The following is an 18775-nucleotide window of genomic DNA, read 5'->3' as shown; positions in this document are numbered from 1 at the left end:
CCGGAGAAATTCCGCTCGCCTCCGGCGAGGGAGAAACTTGTTCCTCGTTTGCTCGTCATGGCTCCATCCTATTTGGAAGTTGGAGCCTCCGGCAAACCCGGCGCGGTCTACTAAGCCCTGCTCGACCGCCTTAACGTGGTGGGCAGCATGTCGTCGATTTCCTTGTCGGAGAACATGAGCTCCTCGTTATCCTTCAAGGAATCCTGTGCCTTCTTGTAGGCCTTCCCGTCCGTGAAGGGTGCCGCCCGATAGATTTCATGAAGGTTGGCCTGCAGCTCGTCGCGCTGCGTCCGAAGGCCGTCAATTGGCACTGCCGAATTGAGCGCGTCGGTTATCAGGCTGAGGTAAGATTCTCGTACATTCCATATGTCGGACGCAGTTTCCCTGTGTCGCTGCGCGAGAGCACCGGGGTCTAGGTCTTTCTGATAGGCGTTATAGATCAGGCTGAGAATGGCAAGAACGACGGTCGCGTATTCCGCATATTGCAAAAGCCCCGTCTCCGCCCTGAATACGGTCGTCACCGCGCCGCCGGCGATGAGCGCGGACAGGATGATGTTGAACCACTTCGCATACCATTGATGGTCGGCAAGCCGCTCCGCCATCTTCTCGTGAATCTTATGGGTGTAGGCGCAACGGCCGTAACACTCGCGCACTTGGCTCTCGATTTGGTACCGCGGGTCAGATTGGGAAGGTTGTGCCAAAGACGGTCCTCCATTTCGCGCGGCGCTGTGCGGCCTTGTCGTCGGTCTGCATGTTGCAGGCTTCGACGGCGATATTGTAATCCGTGAGCGCCTTCAACCAGAACACCCCCGTCTTATAGACGTAGGAACCGCTCCCCGGCATACGCCAGTAAGTTTTCTCTCGGTCGAGGTCGTAGAGATACTTTAGGAAATCCCGCGCCATGTAGTCATGATAGCCGTAGGATTTATCCCGATACTCCCACGTCTCGATGAACTGGTAGGCGAGCGCGTCGATGAGGGCTCCGGTCATCGGAACGCTATTTTGGTCTTTCCACACCCTCATCATGCGGCAGAGGGCTTTGAGGTTGCCATTAACGGCCGTATTGCGGGTCTGGACGGCAGTCATCTCTGCCCGGGGATTGCACCGCGGCCAGGTACCTCCCCCGTTAGAATCGGCAAAAGTCCAGGAACCGTCCGTGTTGTTGAAATAGGGAAGGATTTCGAACGTGATCCCGTCCGTGAAGGAGATGACGACAACCTGGCCGTCGCTGCCGACCTTGCTGGAGCCGTAGGTTTTGAGGAGGGAGTTTTTCACGGCCTGAAGAAGCGCGGACTGACCGTTGCCGTGATACGCGCTGTATTTGACGTATTCCGCATAGGGGAGCTGGAAGCCGATATCTAGGTCGCTGATTCCGCGCGCGGCTGTGTCGCGACCGTAAGAGCCAACATAGAGACTGTGGGCGGAGCTGGAATCGGTGTTCCAGAAGTCTGTATTAAGGCGCGTGGTGATACGCCTGTACCGTTGTCCAATCGAGCTGATCAGGTCGGTGCCGATATTATAGTTATTCCGGAAGTTGTAGAACTCGTCTGATACGCCCATCCCCATCCACCTAGCTGTAGCTTCGTCGGTAGATGGCAATTTTATGCTTTCAGCGCAATAGCGTCGGTGTGCGTTCAACGGGAATATTAAGCGGCTGACATGACCCTATGCTCGCGGGCTGCGGCGAGAGTTGATCTCATTTGCTGCCTTTGGGAAACCCATCACCTGGGACGCCGCCGAATTGTTTGGGTTTAGTTCAACGAAAAGGGCAATGTTTTCCAGCTGAAAACCGGCGAGCCTCGCTGGACGCTCGATCTTGTCCGCCAGTTGCCCCTTCAACACCCGCTTGCCGTCCAATGCCGGAACGAGCGCGGCATCAACATCCGCGATGATCGAGGAGATATTTCGGTGAACTCAGAAATACCGAGCTTCAACTTCGCCTGTGCGTTGGCTTTTAGACCGGCGACGCCGCCGAGGTTTGGTAAGTGATGTCAATTTTTTCATTATTGCTACCGACAATTGCCTGGATCTGTTTTGCCGTTGTGAGCGTCCGGCTTCGAGTTCGGCGAGAACCTCATCCACGTGCTCTGGGGAACTAGCCAAGTGGCCCATGGCGGTGGCGGACATGCGCGCTTCTACAAGCCGCGTCTTATGGTCCTTGAGAACGGTCGCTATCTTCATCAGGCTGAAAAGGTGCTGACGACTGTATCGCGACACCGAGATGGCCCATTTTCCGAACATTCGGTCGGGGATAAGAGCTGCAGCGATGTTCAGTTGATCGCCGAGATCGAAGGTTTCTTCCGTCGTTCTTCGGCCTAGCAGCATGATCTCGGCCTCACACTTTCTTATGGCTCTGAGCTCGGCAGACCCCAGCCCGAGTTCGGAATGGTCGAATGTCGGTACGTTCTTTCGCGGCGCTTTCTTCATCGTTGAACCTTCAGGCTTCGTCGAGCACCTCATGGCTAGCTTGCGGCCACAATCCTCATGCCGCCGGCTAGTTGCCGTGCGCTATGGCTATGGCGCCGCAACGGCGACGTCAAGCCGGCGCATGTAGCTAAGTCATTGTCAACAATATGCATTCTTCAGGTCCATCTGCTTGGACAATGTCAGGCTCTTCAGCAGCCGACTGTTGACACAGGATTCGAATCCTTGAGAGCCCCCGCCGCGTCAGGCTTCATAGGATTGGTCCGCGCGGGGGTGCCGGCGCAATACGCCGACGGATTCTTTGCCAATCGCGCACTTGAAGCCTATGCTCGCTGAATCGGCCGCCCCCTTCGGACGCAGCCGACAGTAAGAGGTACGTGCTCTTGCCCGTCAGGGAGAGAGCCATGCCCAAATCCCTTCTTCGCAACCATGTATTGAAAACCCTCTCCTCAGAGGATTTCGCGCGATTGCAGCCATCAATGCATCACGTCGAACTGGGCATCAAAGCCCAGCTTGAGGTCTCATATCAGCCGATCGAGCGTGTGTATTTCCCAGAGACGGGCATCGCGTCGGTGGTCGCCACGATGACCGGTGGTCGGCAAAGCGAAGCCGGCATCGTCGGCCGCGACGGCATGACAGGGGTTGCCGTCCTGCTCGGCCAGGACAAGTCTCCCAATGAAACCTATATCCAGGTTGCAGGTAATGGCTGGATCCTCCCGGTTGAAGCTCTTCGCTCGGCGATTGCGGCAAGCCAGTCCCTTCGCGAGTCACTGCTTCGCTATGCCCACGCGTTCCTTATCCACTCGTCCCGGACGGCACTGGTCAACGGCCATTCGAAAATCGAGGAGCGGTTGGCCCGCTGGTTGTTGATGGTGCAAGACCGTGTCGAAGGGAATAGGATTTACCTGACGCATGAATTCCCGGCCACCATGCTTGGCGCCCGACGTCCCGGTGTCACCACCGCCCTGCAAATGCTTGAATATCGAGGGCTGGTTCACGCCAGGCGCGGCGAGATCACAATTGTCGACCGCGTTGGAATGAAGCAACTCACCCATGGTGCTTACGGCGAGGAGGAGCAAAGTCATTTCGGTCTGGCATCCGCCTGATTGTCCGGGATCGGACAAACCCTTGAAGGCCACCGAATTCCTGCTGTAAATCGTGTTGGTCAGGATTTCAGGGAGGAATTCTCGGTGACCAACACTTTCCACACCGTTACGGTTGAAAGGGCCGCCGAAGCCTATGTTCTGTCCAGAGGCAGGTCCAACTTCCTCTCGATCGCACAGGCAATCCGCGCCATCCGAACACTCATGCCAGCATGCAGGGCTACCGACCGCGAGTTGGAGGAGTTGCTGGCAGCGGCATCCATCATTCACGGTGTGCCCGTAGCTTTCGATGCAAAAACAGCCGATGGCGTAGAACCACGGCTCCATTCGTAGGCCACATATGCCCGCGCTCGCGCTGGGGCCTACCTTGTCGGACGTTCGCCAAAGCGATTGTCCGGCACTTGATCGGCAATGTCGGCAGGCCGTGCATTTCGATATCCGAGGTTAGCCACGCTGTAAGGGGAACATTTCCGCTTTGCGAACTCACGGATTGGGAACTTGGCGATCTCATTGCGCGAAGCGCGATCGACGCGGGATTTGCGATTGAGTTCGATGCGGCGGATCCCTAGGACGCCTGTCGAGGCTCAATAGCGGAACAGCCACTTTAGCCATGTGGCTCCCAATCACGGACGGTCAGGTTGCAGTCCGATGATGCCCGTCAGCAATGCGCCAAACCGAAGACTCGGCTTATGCCTACTCTCCGCGTCGTAGAGGTGAAAGCCCTCTACCTCTATTAGCACATCGTCCGATTGACTCGCCTGCGCGATATAAGTGGGCGTAAATCTTGTGACCACCGGCTTCGACGAGGAAATCGCTAGGTTGCTGATCTCTACGTTGAGGTCCTGGACTGTCTGCAGGCCTTCCTGAACATCGCCGTAAATCCATCGCTGGTTCTGGTTCACTAGGACACGCAGATCATCAAAGGCTTTCCGTTGCTGCGCGTCGAGCTGACCAAACGTCTTGTCGAGAGAATCGGCGAATTGAGCGACAAGGTCGCTGATTAGGGCCTGGGAAGAGAGGCGCGGGCCGTCTCTCCTCGGCAAGCCGCCGCAGGCGGGTTCCCTCATTCTTTGCTTTGCTTTGCTTTGTGTTGGTCGCCGCCGAATGGGCACTAGTGACCCCTGGGCCTCAACTTGGCAGGGTGTGGTTCTCAATCAGCAGCTAGAATAATTTTGTCTCACCAATATTATCTGTGGAAAGTCTAGTTGTACCATTTCATCTTCGTAGTAGGCGTGATCCCTGTGGAGGTGGGAAGATGGGGGAAATCATGAAAGTTTTCGTTCGGGGCTCGCTAGGAGTTTGCGTTGCTCTTTCGAGTTGCGCCAGCGTTCCGAAGTTGCCAACCGAAGTCGGTCTACTTCGCATCTCAGACATTGTCGACAACATCCGGTGCGACCTGAAAGACGGACGCGACGGGCGGCCCAAGGCAAAGCCTCCAATCGGGCCTGCTACCTTCCTGACCGACAAGGGAAAGTGGAATGCGGCAGTTGAACTGTCGCTGAATGTCGTAGCGACGGGCGGCGGAGACGGCAGTGCCGGAAACGAGGTACCCTACATTCCGCAGACAGGCACGTTTGCATTGGCGACAAACGCCACCGGAACCGCAGACAGGATGGTGGGCTACAAGTTCACGATAGGCTTGGGTCAAAAGGACGATATCAAGTGCGACACACCAACCGTCAACGAAAGGCGCGCGCACGGTTCTCGGCTTACCGGAAACCTGGGAATCGCGAACTGGCTTGCACAGGTCCAGGATTCTTACGCGGATACAAAGACGCCGCCAGATTCAGTTTCGTACGTGATGGGTTTTACGCTGGACGAAGGCGCGTCGGCGAGCGTGAAGATCATCACGATACCATTCGACACAGGGCAGGCCAGCCTGGGCATCGGCTGGAAAACTACGTGGAAGGACGTCAATAAAATCTCTATCGTGTTCGCTCCCAAGCCCGAAGAGAAGCCTAAAGCCGCGCCGGCGCCCGCGCGCGCGACCAAGCTGCCTGAAGGCCAGCACGAGAAGAATCCTCCTGCTCCGCCGCCGGTCGATCCTGCTGCCAAGGAGAAACTGCTAAACGATCTGAACTTGCTTCTGCTCCAGAAAAGCTTGGGTCAATAGGTGGGGCATTCGGGCTGAGGAACTGCAAAATTTACCCTCTAAGCTGCCGGTCCGCCGATTTGGGCACCGACCGGTGTCGGGCCGGCGTCCCACATTGGGCCGCATGGCTCGCAGTATCTGCAATAAGCCAAAGGATGAGAAACCCTCAGGTAGTTCCTATATCGGGATCACGAAGCGGTGCAGTCAGCGAGCAGGGGAAGGCGGCAATTCGTGCTTCTGCGGCGGTATGTTTCAAGGTAAGTAACGCTTGTACCTCAATTCCTTAGGGGGCGGGTTCTCGCGATCACACGCACATTTGCAGAGGAAACGATGGCTAAAGACGATCATCCGAAATTTTCCATCAATATCGATGGCGTACATTTTGAGGCGGCCAGTGAAAGCATGACCGGGGCTGAACTGAAACAGCTTGCCGGAAAAGATCAGCAATATCAGTTGTTCCTTGAGGGGCACGGCCATGACGCCGACCGGCAGATCGGCGACGGCGAGGGAGTCGCGCTGAAGAACGGCATGCACTTCTATACGGTTCCGCCTGCGACGTTTGGCTGATGTCCATCCTCGCCCGTCATTTCGAAGACTTCAATAAAAGATACCCCAATGCGACCCTTGAGGAGCAAGCGGGTGGGACGGCGGTCGTCAGTTTGCCGGCGGTGCGCCTTCCACCGGGGTGGAACAAGGCCGCGGTCGATGTGAAGTTCGTGGTTCCCGGCGGATATCCGCAGGCGGCACCTGACTGTTTTTGGACGGAGCCGGCTCTCGCGCTCGCTCACGGTGGAGCTCCGCAAAATACCGGCCAGCAGGCTACTCCAGGAATACCGTCAGAGTGGCTCTGGTTTTCCTGGCATCCTTCCACGTGGCAACCCAACAGCGATAACCTGCACACCTATTTGAACGTGATCCGGCGGCGACTCGGCGAGGCCAAATGAATCGGCTGGTCTTTGCCGCAGGCGGGTGGTCGGCGCTTCGCGACGACCTTCTTGCGCATTCCCCGATTGAGACAGCGGCTGCGCTGATCGTCGCGGGTGGCCGCTTCGATGGCGGCATGCGACTGGTTGTCCGGGACGTCATCCTCCCCGGCCCGGACGACTATATCACCCGTAGTTCGGTCGAGGCGACTTTGACGCCCGCGTTTCTTGCCAGTGTGCTCAAACGGGGGCGCCAGGACCGTGTCGGCGTTATTCTGGCTCATTCGCATCCGATGCAAGAGGAACTCGCCTTCTCGCGGGTCGACGATGCGTCGCAGAAGATTTTGGCGCCCGTCCAGCATTTTCGATGCCCATCCGGGCCGCATGGTTTCCTCGTCGCCGGGCCGACAGGGTTCCGGGGAAGATTATTTGATGCCGAGGGGGAAACCCTATTTACGATCGACCGCATCCAAGAAGTCGACCGCGATGTCCGCACATACGAAAGGGAATCCGGTATTCGCAATCAGGCGCCCCTGTCGGACGTGTTCGACCGCAATGTTCGGGCCTTCGGCCTTGAGGGTCAACGGATACTCAACGGCCTTACTGTCGCCATCGTCGGCGTCGGCGGCACCGGATCCGTGGTGGTTGAAGAACTCGCGCGGCTGGGTGTTGGCCGCTTCCTCCTGATAGACCCGGAGGAGGTGGAACCGACCAATCTCAACCGTCTGCTCGGAGCCACGCCGGGCGATGTTGGCCAGCCAAAGGTCTTGATAGCGCGCGCTGCCGTGCAACGTGCGCAAGGCGAGATGGCCGTTGAGGCGATCGCAGATACGGTCATAGATGAACCCGTAGCAAGAGCTTTGCTCGATAGCGATTTCGTGATGTGCTGCACAGACTCCCATGGCAGCCGGGCTGTCCTGAACCAAATGGCCTACCAGTATCGCCTTCCTATGATCGATGTCGGCGTACGTATCGACGCCCGCGATGAGATCGTCACGGCAATGTCGACTCGCGTGCAGATGCTCGCCGAGCCGCTCGCCTGCCTCAACTGCCATCCTCTTCTCAATCCCGTTTCCGTGCGCCGCGACCTTCTGACTGACGTTCGGTCTGATCCGTATTTTGTCGGCCATTTTGAACCGCAACCGGCCGTAATCTCTCTCAATGCCGCAACGTCTTCGATGGCTGTCTCAATGTTCCTATCGGCGGTCACCGGCTTTCCTGGCTCGGCACGCCACCTAGTCGGACGACCCATCGATGGGTCGGTGCGGCCCGTCAGTTCGGTACCGGACCCGAACTGCATCGTTTGTTCCCGGGGCAACGCGCTGGCCAAAGGAGATGGTTGGCCCATGATCTGGCGTCGTCATGAAGGCTGAGGAGCGCACAATGGTCCTGGTCGATGGCGGAACGGTCGACAGGCGGCCCTTTGACAGCCGACAACTCGCGCTCAAGAAGCTACAATCGCCCGCGGATCTTACCGACGGCAGCGCCCGTGCATTAATCGTGCTCGCCGGTGCGTTATCGTCGCAGACGGATCGACAAGATCTTGTTAAGCGCTTGCGTCTTCTCGCCGCTCCTGCCGCAGCGCGGGGCGTTTTCATCGTTGTCGTGGCGAAGTCGGGCGACGAGGCGAGCGCAATGGCTGTCGCGAGGTCAGGTGCAGGTCAGCTGGCGCAGTGGGCCCAGCCTCCCGGAGTCGTGTTGCAGCAACTGGTCGTGCTTGCGGATTCTCATGGGGATCGGATCGCGGAACTCTGTGCTCGCTGCCGTTGCGGGCCGTCGAGCAATGACAGTCTTGCGATCCGCAGCAAGAACGGTGCCCCGCTACTAGAACCATTGTCGCTCGAGCTCGAGTTGCTATTCCGACGTGCTTTTCACGACTACCCGGCGATACACATTTCTAAGGAGAATGGCGGCAAATCCTCAGCGTCCGTGTGGAAGGTCGAAACACAGGGTCTGGAGCAGCACACGCCATTCATCGTCAAATCGGGCGGCGCAGCGGAGATGGAGGAGCATATCAAGACCTACAGGGATGTCGTCGCCGACCGAATTCCGTTTCGAGGATGCGCCCCTTTATGCCTGGAGCGATGCGTGTTGGGGGCCAGTTCACAGTTGGCTGTGTCCCGCTTCGTCGAACACGCTGTGCGCCTAGACTATGTCGTGCCGGAAAGGGACGTCAACGCCGTCGTCCAGGCAATCTATCAAACAGTGTTGGGCCGGTGGCGAGACCGGCCCGAAAAGAAGAAGCTCGATTTGCTTCCGGAGTTCCTGCCCGTGATAAGGCAGGAGCAATACCTGAAGGGGCTCGAACGCACCTACAAAGACCTCAGCCATGCCGGTTACGGAGGCCCTTCGCCGCATGATTTGTTTGACCGCCTCGCCAACTTGCCGGTAGAGGACCACTTGATGTGCCGGGCCCATGACGATCTCAATCTGCGCAACGTGTTCGTATGCGGCCAGGACGCCGAGGCGGTTCTGATCGATTTCACACGAGCGGCCAAGCGCCCGCTTTCGCACGACGTTGCGCGCTTGGAGTTGGGCCTTGGCTTCGATCCCGACCTGCAGGCAACTCAACGGATTCCGACCGATGTGCTCGAAGATTTCTATAGCGGTAACCTGTTCGCTGTCTCGCTCGAACATCTTCTCAAGGGCAAGGCCGCATCCCATCGGCTCAATGCGATCACGGCCTTGCGCTCGACAATCCTCGATGAGGGGCAGGTCCACTCCGTCGACCTGCGACGGGAATATACAATAGCGATCTGCGTAGGGCTGCTTTATTATGCGAAAGCCAAGAACGGGGACGCCAGCACTGCCTACCAGTGCGCCGGCAACCTTCTCGAACGTGTAACAAACCCCTCGCTTTGGTAAGGGTCTGGAGTTCCATTGTTGCTCAGGAAATCGTACGCGGTCCATTTCAAAGGCTCGGTTGAACGCCAGTCTGAGGCCATCAACTTGGTCGAACGGCCGGGCGACGTCGTGCTGGTGGAACGTGGCGTCCCGCGTGCCTTCGTAATGAAGTGCCCTGATGGTTGCGGAGACGTGTTAACAGTCAATCTCGATCGTCGTGCCGGGCCTGCTTGGCGTTTCTACCGGCGCGAAGATGGCTTGACTTTGTTCCCCTCGGTCTGGAGGGACACCGGCTGCGGCGCCCATTTCATCGTCTGGGACGACACTATACACTGGACCAACGACAAATGGTCTCTTCGGCGCAATCCATCCCTTGAAGCCGTCGTGGAAGCTGTCCTGACCAACGAGTTGGTGAGCTTCGTCGACATAGCTGCAGTGCTCGACGAAGTGCCTTGGTCGGTTCTTGATGCGTGCCGGTCGCTTGTGGATGCTGGCAAAGCGATCGAAGAAACCAAGCAGAGGCAGGCAAGCTTCCGGCGGGCACCCGCGACGGCAGGCTGACGGACCATGGCCGACCAAGAGCCGACTGCTGTCGAAGATAAAAAGCCTGTGCAGGTGGCGCCCAAGCGCCGGGAAGCCGCTGAGACCGAGAGCAACGGCCACGCGGAGAGCACTGTATCAGAAGGGTTCATCACGGTCGCCGACCTGGCGCGCGGCCTCTACGAACATGAGGGGCACGAATCCTTGCGAGACCGTGGGCGGCGGCGGTATCACCCGTTTGCCTATGATTTCGACTCCACTCCGTTGAGTCTCGACGATCCGAGCGAGCACTGGGAGGAGAAAGTGAAGGCGCTCCATATCGAGAACCGCAACAAGGCGATTAAGAGGCTCAAGGCTGAGTACGGCGAACGCCGCCATGCGCAAGTGATCCAGGACACTAAGGACCTTGGCGCAAAGGCGTTCTCCATCGTCAGTTATCATAACCTGATGCATGAACAGGCGCGCCGCGCCTTTGTATCAGGGCTCTACTTCCCAGCCTTGGTCGCTGCGTGCGCCCTCGGCGAGCGCATCCTGAACCACCTCATCCTGGACCTTCGGGATTACTACAAAGCGTCGCCGCACTACCGCGGTGTCTATCGCAGCGAGTCTTTCGATGACTGGCGGTTCGCCGTACGCGTGCTGGAAGACTGGGGCGTGCTCTTGCCTGATGTGGGGATAGCTTTCATGGAGCTCGCGACGCTGCGCAACCGCTCGGTCCACTTTAATCCCGCGACCTACTCCACAATGCGGGAGGACGCTCTATCGGCATTGATAACGCTCGGCCGCATCATCCAACTGCAGTTTGGCGGGTTCGGCCGGCAACCATGGTTTATCGAAAACACGCCCGGCGCGCAGTTCATCAAGCGGACATACGAGGACGTTCCCTTCGTAAGGAGTTATATCGTGCCCTTGAGCGGATTTGTCGGCGTAGAGTACGGCATGGACCTCACGGAACAGGGTTGGCGTCATCTCGACTACCATGACTATGGCCCGGGTGATGTCGACGACTCCGAGTATGCGTGTCTCTACCGTGAGCGGGATCACAACAAAGTGGTTACGCGCGAGATGGTGGAGCGCGCTGCACGGGCGCAGACAACGGCCGCGGCCGAGGAAGGGGCGTAAAGCGCTCGTCCCGAAGGCTGCCGCGCCCGAGGTATAATCTCCACAGTGTCGGTTCCGCCGCGATTTGGCGCCTCGGAGTGGAGCCCGAAATCGCTGCGAATGCGCAGCGAAGCGAATTGATATTATTATGGGCAATGACCATTATCGGGGTTTCGCTATTTACGAGCGGCCGAAAGGGCGTCGGTTCCTTATAGGCAGCTTTCTATCCAATCGCGGCCGAAACCGGACGGACCGCAGTCGGCCTAATACAAGTCATTCGCTCGTGCCTCCGCGATGACATTTCTTGGCGCCCCCAATCTTCTAAGCCTGCAACGTTCACTGCATCGCACGGGCGCGTATATTGGGTATCTTCAATATTCTGAAACGTCACGCCATCCTGCTTCCGTTTAACAAAACTCGGAGGCTGCGCCCATGACACCGACGAAGCTCCTTGTCGGTCAGATAGTCGTTGTGTTCGCCATCGTCATTCTCGGCGTATGGACAGCGACTCAATGGTGCGCCCAAACTTTAGATTATCAGCCGCAACTCGGACCCCCATGGTTTGTCGCAGCCGGATGGCCGATCTACAAGCCGTGGCAACTGTTCGAGTGGTGGTTCCATTTCGACGCATACGCGCCCGAGGTCTTCGACACGGCCGGGATGCTCGCGGCCACCACAGGCTTCATGGGCTGCGCGGCCGCCATCGCTGGCTCCCTCTGGCGTGCGCGGCAGAGGGGGCTGGTCACCACCTATGGTTCCTCACGATGGGCCGCGGTTCGGGAAATCGAGAAGGCAGGCCTGTTTCAGCCGACCGGCGTTTTCCTTGGCAAACTGAAGGATCACTATCTGCGCCATGACGGGCCGGAACACGTCATGGCCTTTGCGCCGACACGTTCGGGCAAGGGCGTCGGATTGGTCGTTCCAACTCTTCTTTCCTGGACCGGCTCGGCCGTCATTCACGACATCAAGGGCGAGAACTGGCAGCTGACCTCCGGCTGGCGGTCGATGTTCTCGTACTCCCTTTTGTTCAACCCGACTGATCCAAGGTCGGCGCGGTACAACCCGCTGCTGGAAGTGCGCAGGGGCTCAGATGAGGTCCGCGACGTTCAGAACATCGCCGACATTCTCGTCGATCCGGAAGGCGCGCTGGAGCGGCGGAATCATTGGGAGAAGACTAGTCATTCACTCTTGGTCGGGGCCATCTTGCACGTGCTCTACGCCGAAGAAGAAAAGACGCTCGCCCGCGTCGCCACTTTCCTGTCGGATCCGCAACGCTCGTTTGCCACGACACTGCTGCGGATGATGACCACCAACCACCTCGGCACGGCGGACAAACCTCGGGTCCATCCCGTCGTGGCCTCGGCGGCTCGCGAGGTGCTTAACAAATCAGAGAACGAGCGCTCAGGCGTTCTCTCGACCGCCATGTCGTTTCTCGGTCTCTATCGTGATCCGACCGTGGCCGCGGCAACATCGGCCTGCGACTGGCGCATTGCCGACCTCATGGATGCGGAACGACCGATGTCGCTCTATCTAGTGGTGCCGCCATCGGATATCTCGCGCACCAAGCCACTGGTGCGACTGGTGCTCAATCAGATCGGCAGGCGACTGACGGAGCGGCTGGAAGGTGACCCGAAGAAGAGCCGCAAGTACCAACTGCTAATGATGCTGGACGAATTTCCGGCTCTTGGCCGCCTCGACTTCTTCGAGACCGCGCTCGCCTTCATGGCGGGTTACGGCATCCGCGCCTATCTGATCGCGCAATCCTTGAACCAGATCTCCAAAGCCTATGGCGAGAACAACGCCATTCTCGACAATTGCCATGTGCGCATTGCCTTTTCCTCCAACGACGAGCGCACGGCCAAACGCATCTCGGATGCGCTCGGTACGGCGACGGAACTCAGGTCCATGCGCAACTACGCCGGCCACCGGCTGGCGCCCTGGCTCTCGCACGTCATGGTCAGTCGCCAGGAGACCGCTCGCCCGCTGCTGACGCCTGGCGAGGTGCTGCAGTTGCCGCAAGCTGACGAATTAATCCTTGTTTCGGGGTTGCCGCCGATCCGCGCCCAGAAGTTGCGTTATTATCAGGATCCGAATTTCACCGAACGGGTGCTGCCGGCGCCGGTGTTGCGCGACGGTCTGTACGCGGACTGTCCTGCGTCGCGCCCCGACGATTGGAGCGGACTAGTCCGCAGTGTTGACCGCCGTCTCGCTGCCGATGACGAAAACGCCGGCGAGGCAATCGAAGAAGAGGGCGGCGTGCAACAGCAGCGTCATCCAGGCCTGCCTGAAGAACACGTCGTCGTCTCTCAGGAGCCTGATCAAGACGACCTCTTCAATCTGGCGGACGATGACGCCGAGGCACTCGCAGACAAGCGCGTCATGGACCGGGTTTCCACCGCAGCCAGCGCCTACGGTATCAACGAGGGAAGGGGCGACGACAAGGACATCATCCCCGGCTTCTAAGCGCTTTCGCAGCTCAGGCGTAGCTCAGCGTAGATAACGCCCATAAGCGATTTTGCGGATCTCGACGATGTTCGTTGCCGCCGCCGGCGCATCAGGCCGGCCAGTCGGAACGAGCCCCATGAAGCCGCATCGCATTCGCCACCAGTTTCTGCTCGAACCCGCGTTAAGCGCGAAGCTGGAAACCCTCAGTAGCAACCCGTCGACCACAAAATCGGCGATCGTCGCGAAAGCGGTCGAGGCCTTCATCGAACGGCGTGGTGAAAACGAGCTCGACCAGCGCTACGGCAAGCGGCTGGACCGTCTTTCCCGCGATCTCGACCATGTCAGGCGCGACGCCGAAATAACTCTGGAGAGCCTGGCGCTCTTAATCCGCTTTTCAATCACGCTTCATGCGCACACGCCAATTCCGGATCGGGCGACACAGGCGATCGCCCAAGAGCGCTTTGACAAATTCGTCGAGCAGGTCGGTCGCCAGATAGCCTCCGGGAAGCGCTCGCTTGGTTACGGCAATGGCAACGGAGGCGAAGGATGAACTCTCATCCCGCAGCGGACCACCGCCGCCGAGCCATGCTGCGCACAGCCATGGGCGCCGCGATCACCGAGGCCCTTGCCGATCCGACCGTCATCGAGGTGATGGTCAACCCCGACGGCGCGCTGAGGCTCGACCGGTTGGGAGAAGGCCGGGTCGATACAGGCGTGCATATGCATCCTGCCGAGGCGGAACGCATCATCCGGCTCGTCGCCTCCCATGTACGCGCCGAGGCGCATGCAGATAGTCCGATTGTCAGTGCCGAATTGCCATCAGGCGAGCGCTTCGAGGGTCTGCTACCGCCGGTCGTGCTGGCGCCATGCTTCGCCATCCGCAAACCGGCGGCAAAACTCTACACGCTGGCCAACTACGTCGCCGATCGCGTCATGCTCCCGCTGCAGGCTGATGCCCTGAGGAAGGCAGTGCGCGAGCGGCGCAACATCCTGGTCGCCGGCGGCACATCGTCGGGCAAAACGACACTTACCAATGCTCTACTGGCAGAAGTCGCCGAATGCGATGAGCGGGTGATCCTGATTGAGGACACCCGCGAGCTGCAATGCGCGGCCAAGGACTGCGTTGCCATGAGGACGAGGCGGGGCTCCATCACACTCGCCGATCTCGTACGCTCGACCTTACGGCTGAGGCCCGACCGCATCATCGTCGGCGAAGTCAGAGGCGCGGAAGCGCTCGATTTGCTGAAGGCATGGAACACCGGACATCCCGGCGGCATTGCCACGGTTCACGCCAATTCGGCACGCTCCGCACTCTATCGTATTGAGCAGCTCGCCCAGGAAGCCGTTGTCACCGTTCCCCGCCGGCTGATCGCCGATGCCGTCGACTTGGTCATCTTTGTTGCCGGAAGAGGACCCGCGCGCCGCGTTGACGCGATCGCCGAGGTCACGGGTCTCGACGGCAGCGGCGATTACGCCGTCACCCCGCTCACACTTCCGCAACTCCAGCAGCTCTGAAAGGTCACCTCATGCGCAAGAAGCTTCGCTTTCTTTCGTTCGCCGCCGTCGCGCTTCTTCTCACGGCCCAGGCCCACGCTGCCGGCTCCGGCATGCCGTGGGAACAGCCGCTGCAGCAGATTCTGGAATCGGTGCAGGGGCCGGTCGCCAAGATCCTCGCGGTGATCATCATCATCACCACCGGTCTGACCCTTGCCTTCGGCGACACGGCGGGCGGTTTCCGCCGGCTGATCCAGATCGTCTTCGGCCTGTCGATCGCCTTCGCGGCCTCGAGCTTCTTTCTTTCCTTCTTCTCCTTTGGCGGCGGGGCAGTCGTCTGATGAGCACCGAAGAGCAGCATATCGAAGGCTTCGAGGTTCTGGTCCATCGGGCGCTCACCGAGCCGATCCTGCTCGGCGGCGCGCCGCGGGCGGTGGCGATCCTCAATGGCACGGTGGCCGCGGCCATCGGCCTAGGCCTGCAGCAGTGGATTGCCGGTCTGATCCTCTGGATCGCCGGCCACACGCTCGCGGTCTTTGCCGCACGGCGTGATCCGGATTTTGCCAGCGTGCTTGTCCGTCATCTTCGTCAAAAGGGCTGGCTTGCATGCTGAAGCTTTCCGAATACCGCGGCAAAGCCGACCGGCTTGCCGACCATCTGCCCTGGGCAGCACTCGTCGCGCCCGGCATCGTGCTCAACAAGGATGGCAGCTTCCAACGGACATTGCGGTTTCGTGGCCCCGACCTTGAAAGCGCGACGGAGGCCGAACTCATCGGCATATGCGCGCGGGCAAACAATGCGCTGAGAAGGCTCGGCTCTGGCTGGGCATTATTCTTCGAGGCCGAGCGCATCGAAGCGCTGGGCTATGCGAGCTCGGCCCTTCCCGATGCTGCCTCATGGCTGATCGATGAGGAACGGCGCGCGGCCTTCGAGGGCAAGGTCGCGCATTTCGAGAGCATCTATCATCTGACCTTGGTCTTCATGCCTGGGCCCGATGGCCAAGCGCGCGCGGAAAGTGCTCTCGTCGACTCGCATGACTTGGGAGGGGAAAGAGACTGGCGCCAGGAGCTTGCCCGGTTCCGAGACGAGACTGACCGCGTTCTCGATCTTCTTTCGGGCTTCGTGCCCGAGGTGCGCGCGCTCGACGATGCCGAGACCCTGACGTACCTGCACGGCACGATCTCGACACGCCGTCATCCGGTCGCCGTGCCGGAAACGCCAATGTATCTCGACGGCGTCCTGGTTGACGCGCCGCTGACCGGCGGCCTAGAGCCGATGCTGGGCGAGCAGCATCTGCGCACGCTCACAGTTCTCGGCTTTCCGAACGTCACCCGGCCAGGAATCCTTGATGCGCTCAATAACCAGGATTTCGCCTATCGCTGGGTGACGCGCTTCATTCCACTCGACAAGGCGGAAGCCACGAAGACGCTGACTCGGCTCCGGCGGCAGTGGTTTGCCAAGCGCAAATCGATCGCGGCTATTCTGCGCGAGGTGGTGACCAACGAACCGGTGCCTCTCGTCGACAGCGACGCCGACAACAAGGCGCTCGATGCCGATGCAGCACTGCAGGCATTGGGCGGCGATCATGTCGGCTTCGGCTATCTCACCACAACGGTGACGGTGTGGGATCAGAACCGTAAAGCCGCCGCGGAAAAGCTTCGCGCCGTCGAGCGGATCGTCAACGGGCTCGGCTTCACCACCATTCGCGAAAGCATCAATGCCGTCGAAGCGTGGCTTGGTTCATTGCCGGGTCATGTCTACGCCAACGTTCGCCAGCCGCTCGTTCACACGCTTAACCTTGCCCATCTCGTGCCGCTGTCGTCCGTGTGGGCAGGTCCAGCGGAGAACGAGCACCTTGCCGAGGTCACCGGCGATCACGCTCCGCCGCTTCTTTTCGCCGAAACCAGCGGCTCGACGCCGTTTCGGCTTTCGACCCATATCGGCGATGTCGGCCACATGCTGATTGTCGGGCCGACCGGTGCCGGCAAGTCGGTTCTGCTTGCCCTGATCGCTTTGCAGTTCCGGCGCTACGCTGGCGCGCAAATCTATGTCTTCGACAAAGGCAATTCGGCCCGCGCCGCCGCGCTTGCCATGGGCGGCGACCACCATGCGTTGGGTGCGAATGGTGCGCTTGGTTTCCAGCCGCTGCGCCACATCGACGACCCGGCCACACAGAGCTGGGCGGCCGAATGGATCGCCGGCCTCATTGCCCACGAGAATGTCACCGTCACCCCGGAGGTGAAGGAGGCAATCTGGTCGGCGCTCACCAGCCTCGCCACCGCGCCGGCGCAGGAACGCACGCTGACTGGCCTGTCGGTCCTGCTTCAGTCCAATGCGCTCAAATCGGCATTGATGCCCTACACGCTCGACGGACCATTCGGCCGACTGCTCGATGCCGATGACGACCGGCTGGCCATCTCGGATGTGCAGTGTTTCGAAACCCAGGAGCTGATGCACAGCCAAGGCGCTGTGCTGCCTGTGCTCACCTATCTGTTCCATCGTCTTGAGGACCGGTTTGACGGGCGGCCGACGCTGCTCATGCTCGACGAGGCCTGGGTCTATCTCGACAACCCGCTCTTTGCCGCCCGCATCCGCGAATGGCTTAAGGTGCTGCGTAAGAAAAACGTCTCCGTCATCTTCGCGACGCAGTCGCTTGCCGACATCGCCGGCTCTTCTATCGCACCCGCAATCATCGAGAGCTGCCCGCAGCGCATTTTTCTCCCCAATGATCGTGCGGTGGAGCCGCAGGCACGGGCAGCCTATGAGCGCTTCGGTCTTAATGAGCGACAGATCGAATTGGTCGCCCGCGCCACGCCGAAGCGCCACTACTATCTGCAGTCGCGCCGCGGCAATCGCCTCTTCGAGCTCGGGCTAGGCCCGATCGCTCTTGCGCTTTGCGGCGCCTCCGACCCGGCCGCGCAGACCCTGATCGACAATATTCTTTCCGAAGAAGGGCAGGGCAGCTTTGCCGCCCGTTTCTTCAGTGCGCGCGGCCTGGATTGGGCTGCCGAGCTTCTCCAGCAATTTCCTCAACCTAACAAGGAGCAATCGTCATGATCGGACGCCGCCTTTTTACTAGCCTGGTCACCGTTTCCCTGATTGCCAAACCGATGGCTGACTACGTCCAGCCGGCCTATGCGCTCATCGTGTTTGACCCGTCCAACTATACGCAGAATGTGCTGTCGGCAGCACGCGCATTGGAGCAGATCAACAACCAAATCCAGTCGCTTCAGAACCAGGCGACCATGCTGCAGAACATGGCGCGCAACCTTCAGCGCCTGGATTTCTCTTCCGTGGGCCAGCTTACCGGCTCGCTCCAACGGATTGACGGTCTGATGACCCAGGCGAGCGGCCTGAGCTTCGATCTCGACAAGCTGCAGGACCAGTGGCGCCAGCAATATCCGGAAAGCTACGACGCCACCATCAAGGTCAGCGATGTGGCGAGCGCCGCGCGCGAGCGCTGGCAGAGCGCCATGCAGGCGTTCCGCCAGACCATGAGCGCGCAGTCGCAGATCGTCGAGAACGTGCAGGCCGATGGCGACCTGCTTACCGATCTCGTCAATCACAGTCAGGGCGCGGCAGGTGCCCTCGAGGCAAGCCAGGCTACCAATCAGCTGATCGCGCTTTCGACCAAGCAGCAGATGCAGATCCAGACGCTGCTTGCGACCCAGTTCCGGGCCGAAGCCGAGGATGCGGCGCGCAAAGCGCAGTCTGAGGAAGCCGCTCGCGAGACGACGAAGCGTTTCCTGGGCACCGGCACGGCTTATCCCGGCAACTGAGCGGCAGTTCTTCAAGACAACGAGGAAGGC

General features: G+C 59.8%; 20 protein-coding genes. 16 read left to right on the top strand and 4 right to left on the bottom strand.

Features of this window, described 5'->3' with window-relative positions; genetic code table 11:
* Nucleotides 1-110: 110 nt before the first annotated feature.
* The 3 genes from NKJ18_RS25000 to NKJ18_RS24990 form a co-directional block, all read right to left on the bottom strand.
* Nucleotides 111-653 carry an SLATT domain-containing protein gene (locus NKJ18_RS25000; RefSeq protein WP_280940649.1) on the bottom strand — a complete coding sequence of 181 codons (543 nt, stop codon included), beginning with the start codon at nucleotides 651-653 and terminating at the stop codon, nucleotides 111-113.
* A gap of 25 nt (nucleotides 654-678) precedes the next feature.
* Complete coding sequence (locus NKJ18_RS24995; RefSeq protein WP_023750590.1) at nucleotides 679-1560, bottom strand: SMODS domain-containing nucleotidyltransferase; 882 nt, start codon at nucleotides 1558-1560, stop codon at nucleotides 679-681.
* A 354-nt stretch (nucleotides 1561-1914) separates the two neighbouring features.
* On the bottom strand, nucleotides 1915-2427 hold the full coding sequence (locus NKJ18_RS24990) for a hypothetical protein (protein ID WP_031245463.1): 513 nt from the start codon (nucleotides 2425-2427) through the stop codon (nucleotides 1915-1917).
* Between the two features lie 401 nt (nucleotides 2428-2828).
* On the opposite strand from NKJ18_RS24990, the gene NKJ18_RS24985 reads away from it, so the two are divergent.
* Together NKJ18_RS24985 and NKJ18_RS24980 are read left to right on the top strand one after the other, a co-directional pair.
* Nucleotides 2829-3530, top strand: coding sequence for a Crp/Fnr family transcriptional regulator (locus tag NKJ18_RS24985; protein WP_023750592.1), 702 nt, complete (start codon nucleotides 2829-2831; stop codon nucleotides 3528-3530).
* A gap of 84 nt (nucleotides 3531-3614) precedes the next feature.
* Nucleotides 3615-3860, top strand: coding sequence for a hypothetical protein (locus NKJ18_RS24980; protein WP_023750593.1), 246 nt, complete (start codon nucleotides 3615-3617; stop codon nucleotides 3858-3860).
* Nucleotides 3861-4150: 290 nt separating this feature from the next.
* Here NKJ18_RS24980 and NKJ18_RS24975 read toward each other — a convergent pair whose 3' ends face one another.
* On the bottom strand, nucleotides 4151-4594 hold the full coding sequence (locus tag NKJ18_RS24975) for a hypothetical protein (RefSeq protein ID WP_023750594.1): 444 nt from the start codon (nucleotides 4592-4594) through the stop codon (nucleotides 4151-4153).
* A 188-nt stretch (nucleotides 4595-4782) separates the two neighbouring features.
* On the opposite strand from NKJ18_RS24975, the gene NKJ18_RS24970 reads away from it, so the two are divergent.
* From NKJ18_RS24970 to trbJ, 14 genes are all read left to right on the top strand, one after another.
* Nucleotides 4783-5640: a hypothetical protein gene (locus tag NKJ18_RS24970; RefSeq protein WP_023750595.1), complete on the top strand. Its 858-nt coding sequence runs from the start codon at nucleotides 4783-4785 to the stop codon at nucleotides 5638-5640.
* Between the two features lie 309 nt (nucleotides 5641-5949).
* Entirely contained in the window at nucleotides 5950-6186 is a 237-nt protein-coding gene (locus NKJ18_RS24965) for a multiubiquitin domain-containing protein (protein ID WP_023750596.1), read from the top strand.
* The gene (locus tag NKJ18_RS24960; RefSeq protein WP_031245464.1) at nucleotides 6186-6563 is read left to right on the top strand and encodes an E2/UBC family protein; all 378 of its coding nucleotides are present in this window, start codon (nucleotides 6186-6188) and stop codon (nucleotides 6561-6563) included. The genes NKJ18_RS24965 and NKJ18_RS24960 overlap by 1 nt, the downstream gene beginning before the upstream one ends.
* Nucleotides 6560-7915 carry a ThiF family adenylyltransferase gene (locus tag NKJ18_RS24955; protein WP_352760120.1) on the top strand — a complete coding sequence of 452 codons (1356 nt, stop codon included), beginning with the start codon at nucleotides 6560-6562 and terminating at the stop codon, nucleotides 7913-7915. The genes NKJ18_RS24960 and NKJ18_RS24955 overlap by 4 nt, the downstream gene beginning before the upstream one ends.
* 10 nt (nucleotides 7916-7925) lie before the next feature.
* Nucleotides 7926-9407 carry a phosphotransferase gene (locus NKJ18_RS24950; RefSeq protein ID WP_156936516.1) on the top strand — a complete coding sequence of 494 codons (1482 nt, stop codon included), beginning with the start codon at nucleotides 7926-7928 and terminating at the stop codon, nucleotides 9405-9407.
* A gap of 18 nt (nucleotides 9408-9425) precedes the next feature.
* The gene (locus NKJ18_RS24945; RefSeq protein WP_156936517.1) at nucleotides 9426-9947 is read left to right on the top strand and encodes a ubiquitination-like system serine protease family protein; all 522 of its coding nucleotides are present in this window, start codon (nucleotides 9426-9428) and stop codon (nucleotides 9945-9947) included.
* 6 nt (nucleotides 9948-9953) lie between these two features.
* Entirely contained in the window at nucleotides 9954-11048 is a 1095-nt protein-coding gene (locus NKJ18_RS24940; protein ID WP_023750601.1) for a hypothetical protein, read from the top strand.
* Nucleotides 11049-11459: 411 nt separating this feature from the next.
* A complete protein-coding gene (locus NKJ18_RS24935; RefSeq protein WP_023750602.1) occupies nucleotides 11460-13490 on the top strand; it encodes a conjugal transfer protein TraG in 2031 nt (676 codons plus the stop codon).
* A 118-nt stretch (nucleotides 13491-13608) separates the two neighbouring features.
* Entirely contained in the window at nucleotides 13609-14022 is a 414-nt protein-coding gene (locus tag NKJ18_RS24930) for a hypothetical protein (RefSeq protein ID WP_023750603.1), read from the top strand.
* Nucleotides 14019-14987 (top strand): P-type conjugative transfer ATPase TrbB, encoded by a 969-nt coding sequence (gene trbB / locus NKJ18_RS24925; RefSeq protein WP_023750604.1) that lies wholly within the window; start codon nucleotides 14019-14021, stop codon nucleotides 14985-14987. The genes NKJ18_RS24930 and trbB overlap by 4 nt, the downstream gene beginning before the upstream one ends.
* A gap of 11 nt (nucleotides 14988-14998) precedes the next feature.
* Nucleotides 14999-15307 (top strand): TrbC/VirB2 family type IV secretion system protein, encoded by a 309-nt coding sequence (locus NKJ18_RS24920; RefSeq protein ID WP_023669260.1) that lies wholly within the window; start codon nucleotides 14999-15001, stop codon nucleotides 15305-15307.
* Nucleotides 15307-15579, top strand: coding sequence for a VirB3 family type IV secretion system protein (locus NKJ18_RS24915; RefSeq protein WP_023685500.1), 273 nt, complete (start codon nucleotides 15307-15309; stop codon nucleotides 15577-15579). The genes NKJ18_RS24920 and NKJ18_RS24915 overlap by 1 nt, the downstream gene beginning before the upstream one ends.
* Complete coding sequence (gene trbE, locus NKJ18_RS24910) at nucleotides 15573-18023, top strand: conjugal transfer protein TrbE (protein WP_023685499.1); 2451 nt, start codon at nucleotides 15573-15575, stop codon at nucleotides 18021-18023. Before NKJ18_RS24915 ends, trbE begins: the two co-directional genes overlap by 7 nt.
* A complete protein-coding gene (gene trbJ, locus NKJ18_RS24905; RefSeq protein WP_352760115.1) occupies nucleotides 18020-18745 on the top strand; it encodes a P-type conjugative transfer protein TrbJ in 726 nt (241 codons plus the stop codon). The genes trbE and trbJ overlap by 4 nt, the downstream gene beginning before the upstream one ends.
* Nucleotides 18746-18775: the final 30 nt, after the last annotated feature.

The organism is Mesorhizobium sp. M0217 (genome assembly GCF_040321955.1).
In the GTDB taxonomy this organism is placed as follows: Bacteria; Pseudomonadota; Alphaproteobacteria; order Rhizobiales; family Rhizobiaceae; genus Mesorhizobium.
This window is presented reverse-complemented; position numbering and strand designations above follow the sequence as displayed.

Coding starts and splice junctions, on each gene's coding strand:
- NKJ18_RS24995 (WP_023750590.1), bottom strand. CDS start 1,560: ATGGGCGTATCAGACGAGTTCTACAACTTCCGGAATAACTATAATATC.
- NKJ18_RS24990 (WP_031245463.1), bottom strand. CDS start 2,427: ATGAAGAAAGCGCCGCGAAAGAACGTACCGACATTCGACCATTCCGAA.
- NKJ18_RS24985 (WP_023750592.1), top strand. CDS start 2,829: ATGCCCAAATCCCTTCTTCGCAACCATGTATTGAAAACCCTCTCCTCA.
- NKJ18_RS24975 (WP_023750594.1), bottom strand. CDS start 4,594: ATGAGGGAACCCGCCTGCGGCGGCTTGCCGAGGAGAGACGGCCCGCGC.
- NKJ18_RS24970 (WP_023750595.1), top strand. CDS start 4,783: ATGGGGGAAATCATGAAAGTTTTCGTTCGGGGCTCGCTAGGAGTTTGC.
- NKJ18_RS24965 (WP_023750596.1), top strand. CDS start 5,950: ATGGCTAAAGACGATCATCCGAAATTTTCCATCAATATCGATGGCGTA.
- NKJ18_RS24960 (WP_031245464.1), top strand. CDS start 6,186: ATGTCCATCCTCGCCCGTCATTTCGAAGACTTCAATAAAAGATACCCC.
- NKJ18_RS24955 (WP_352760120.1), top strand. CDS start 6,560: ATGAATCGGCTGGTCTTTGCCGCAGGCGGGTGGTCGGCGCTTCGCGAC.
- NKJ18_RS24950 (WP_156936516.1), top strand. CDS start 7,926: ATGGTCCTGGTCGATGGCGGAACGGTCGACAGGCGGCCCTTTGACAGC.
- NKJ18_RS24940 (WP_023750601.1), top strand. CDS start 9,954: ATGGCCGACCAAGAGCCGACTGCTGTCGAAGATAAAAAGCCTGTGCAG.
- NKJ18_RS24935 (WP_023750602.1), top strand. CDS start 11,460: ATGACACCGACGAAGCTCCTTGTCGGTCAGATAGTCGTTGTGTTCGCC.
- NKJ18_RS24930 (WP_023750603.1), top strand. CDS start 13,609: ATGAAGCCGCATCGCATTCGCCACCAGTTTCTGCTCGAACCCGCGTTA.
- trbB (WP_023750604.1), top strand. CDS start 14,019: ATGAACTCTCATCCCGCAGCGGACCACCGCCGCCGAGCCATGCTGCGC.
- NKJ18_RS24920 (WP_023669260.1), top strand. CDS start 14,999: ATGCGCAAGAAGCTTCGCTTTCTTTCGTTCGCCGCCGTCGCGCTTCTT.
- NKJ18_RS24915 (WP_023685500.1), top strand. CDS start 15,307: ATGAGCACCGAAGAGCAGCATATCGAAGGCTTCGAGGTTCTGGTCCAT.
- trbE (WP_023685499.1), top strand. CDS start 15,573: ATGCTGAAGCTTTCCGAATACCGCGGCAAAGCCGACCGGCTTGCCGAC.
- trbJ (WP_352760115.1), top strand. CDS start 18,020: ATGATCGGACGCCGCCTTTTTACTAGCCTGGTCACCGTTTCCCTGATT.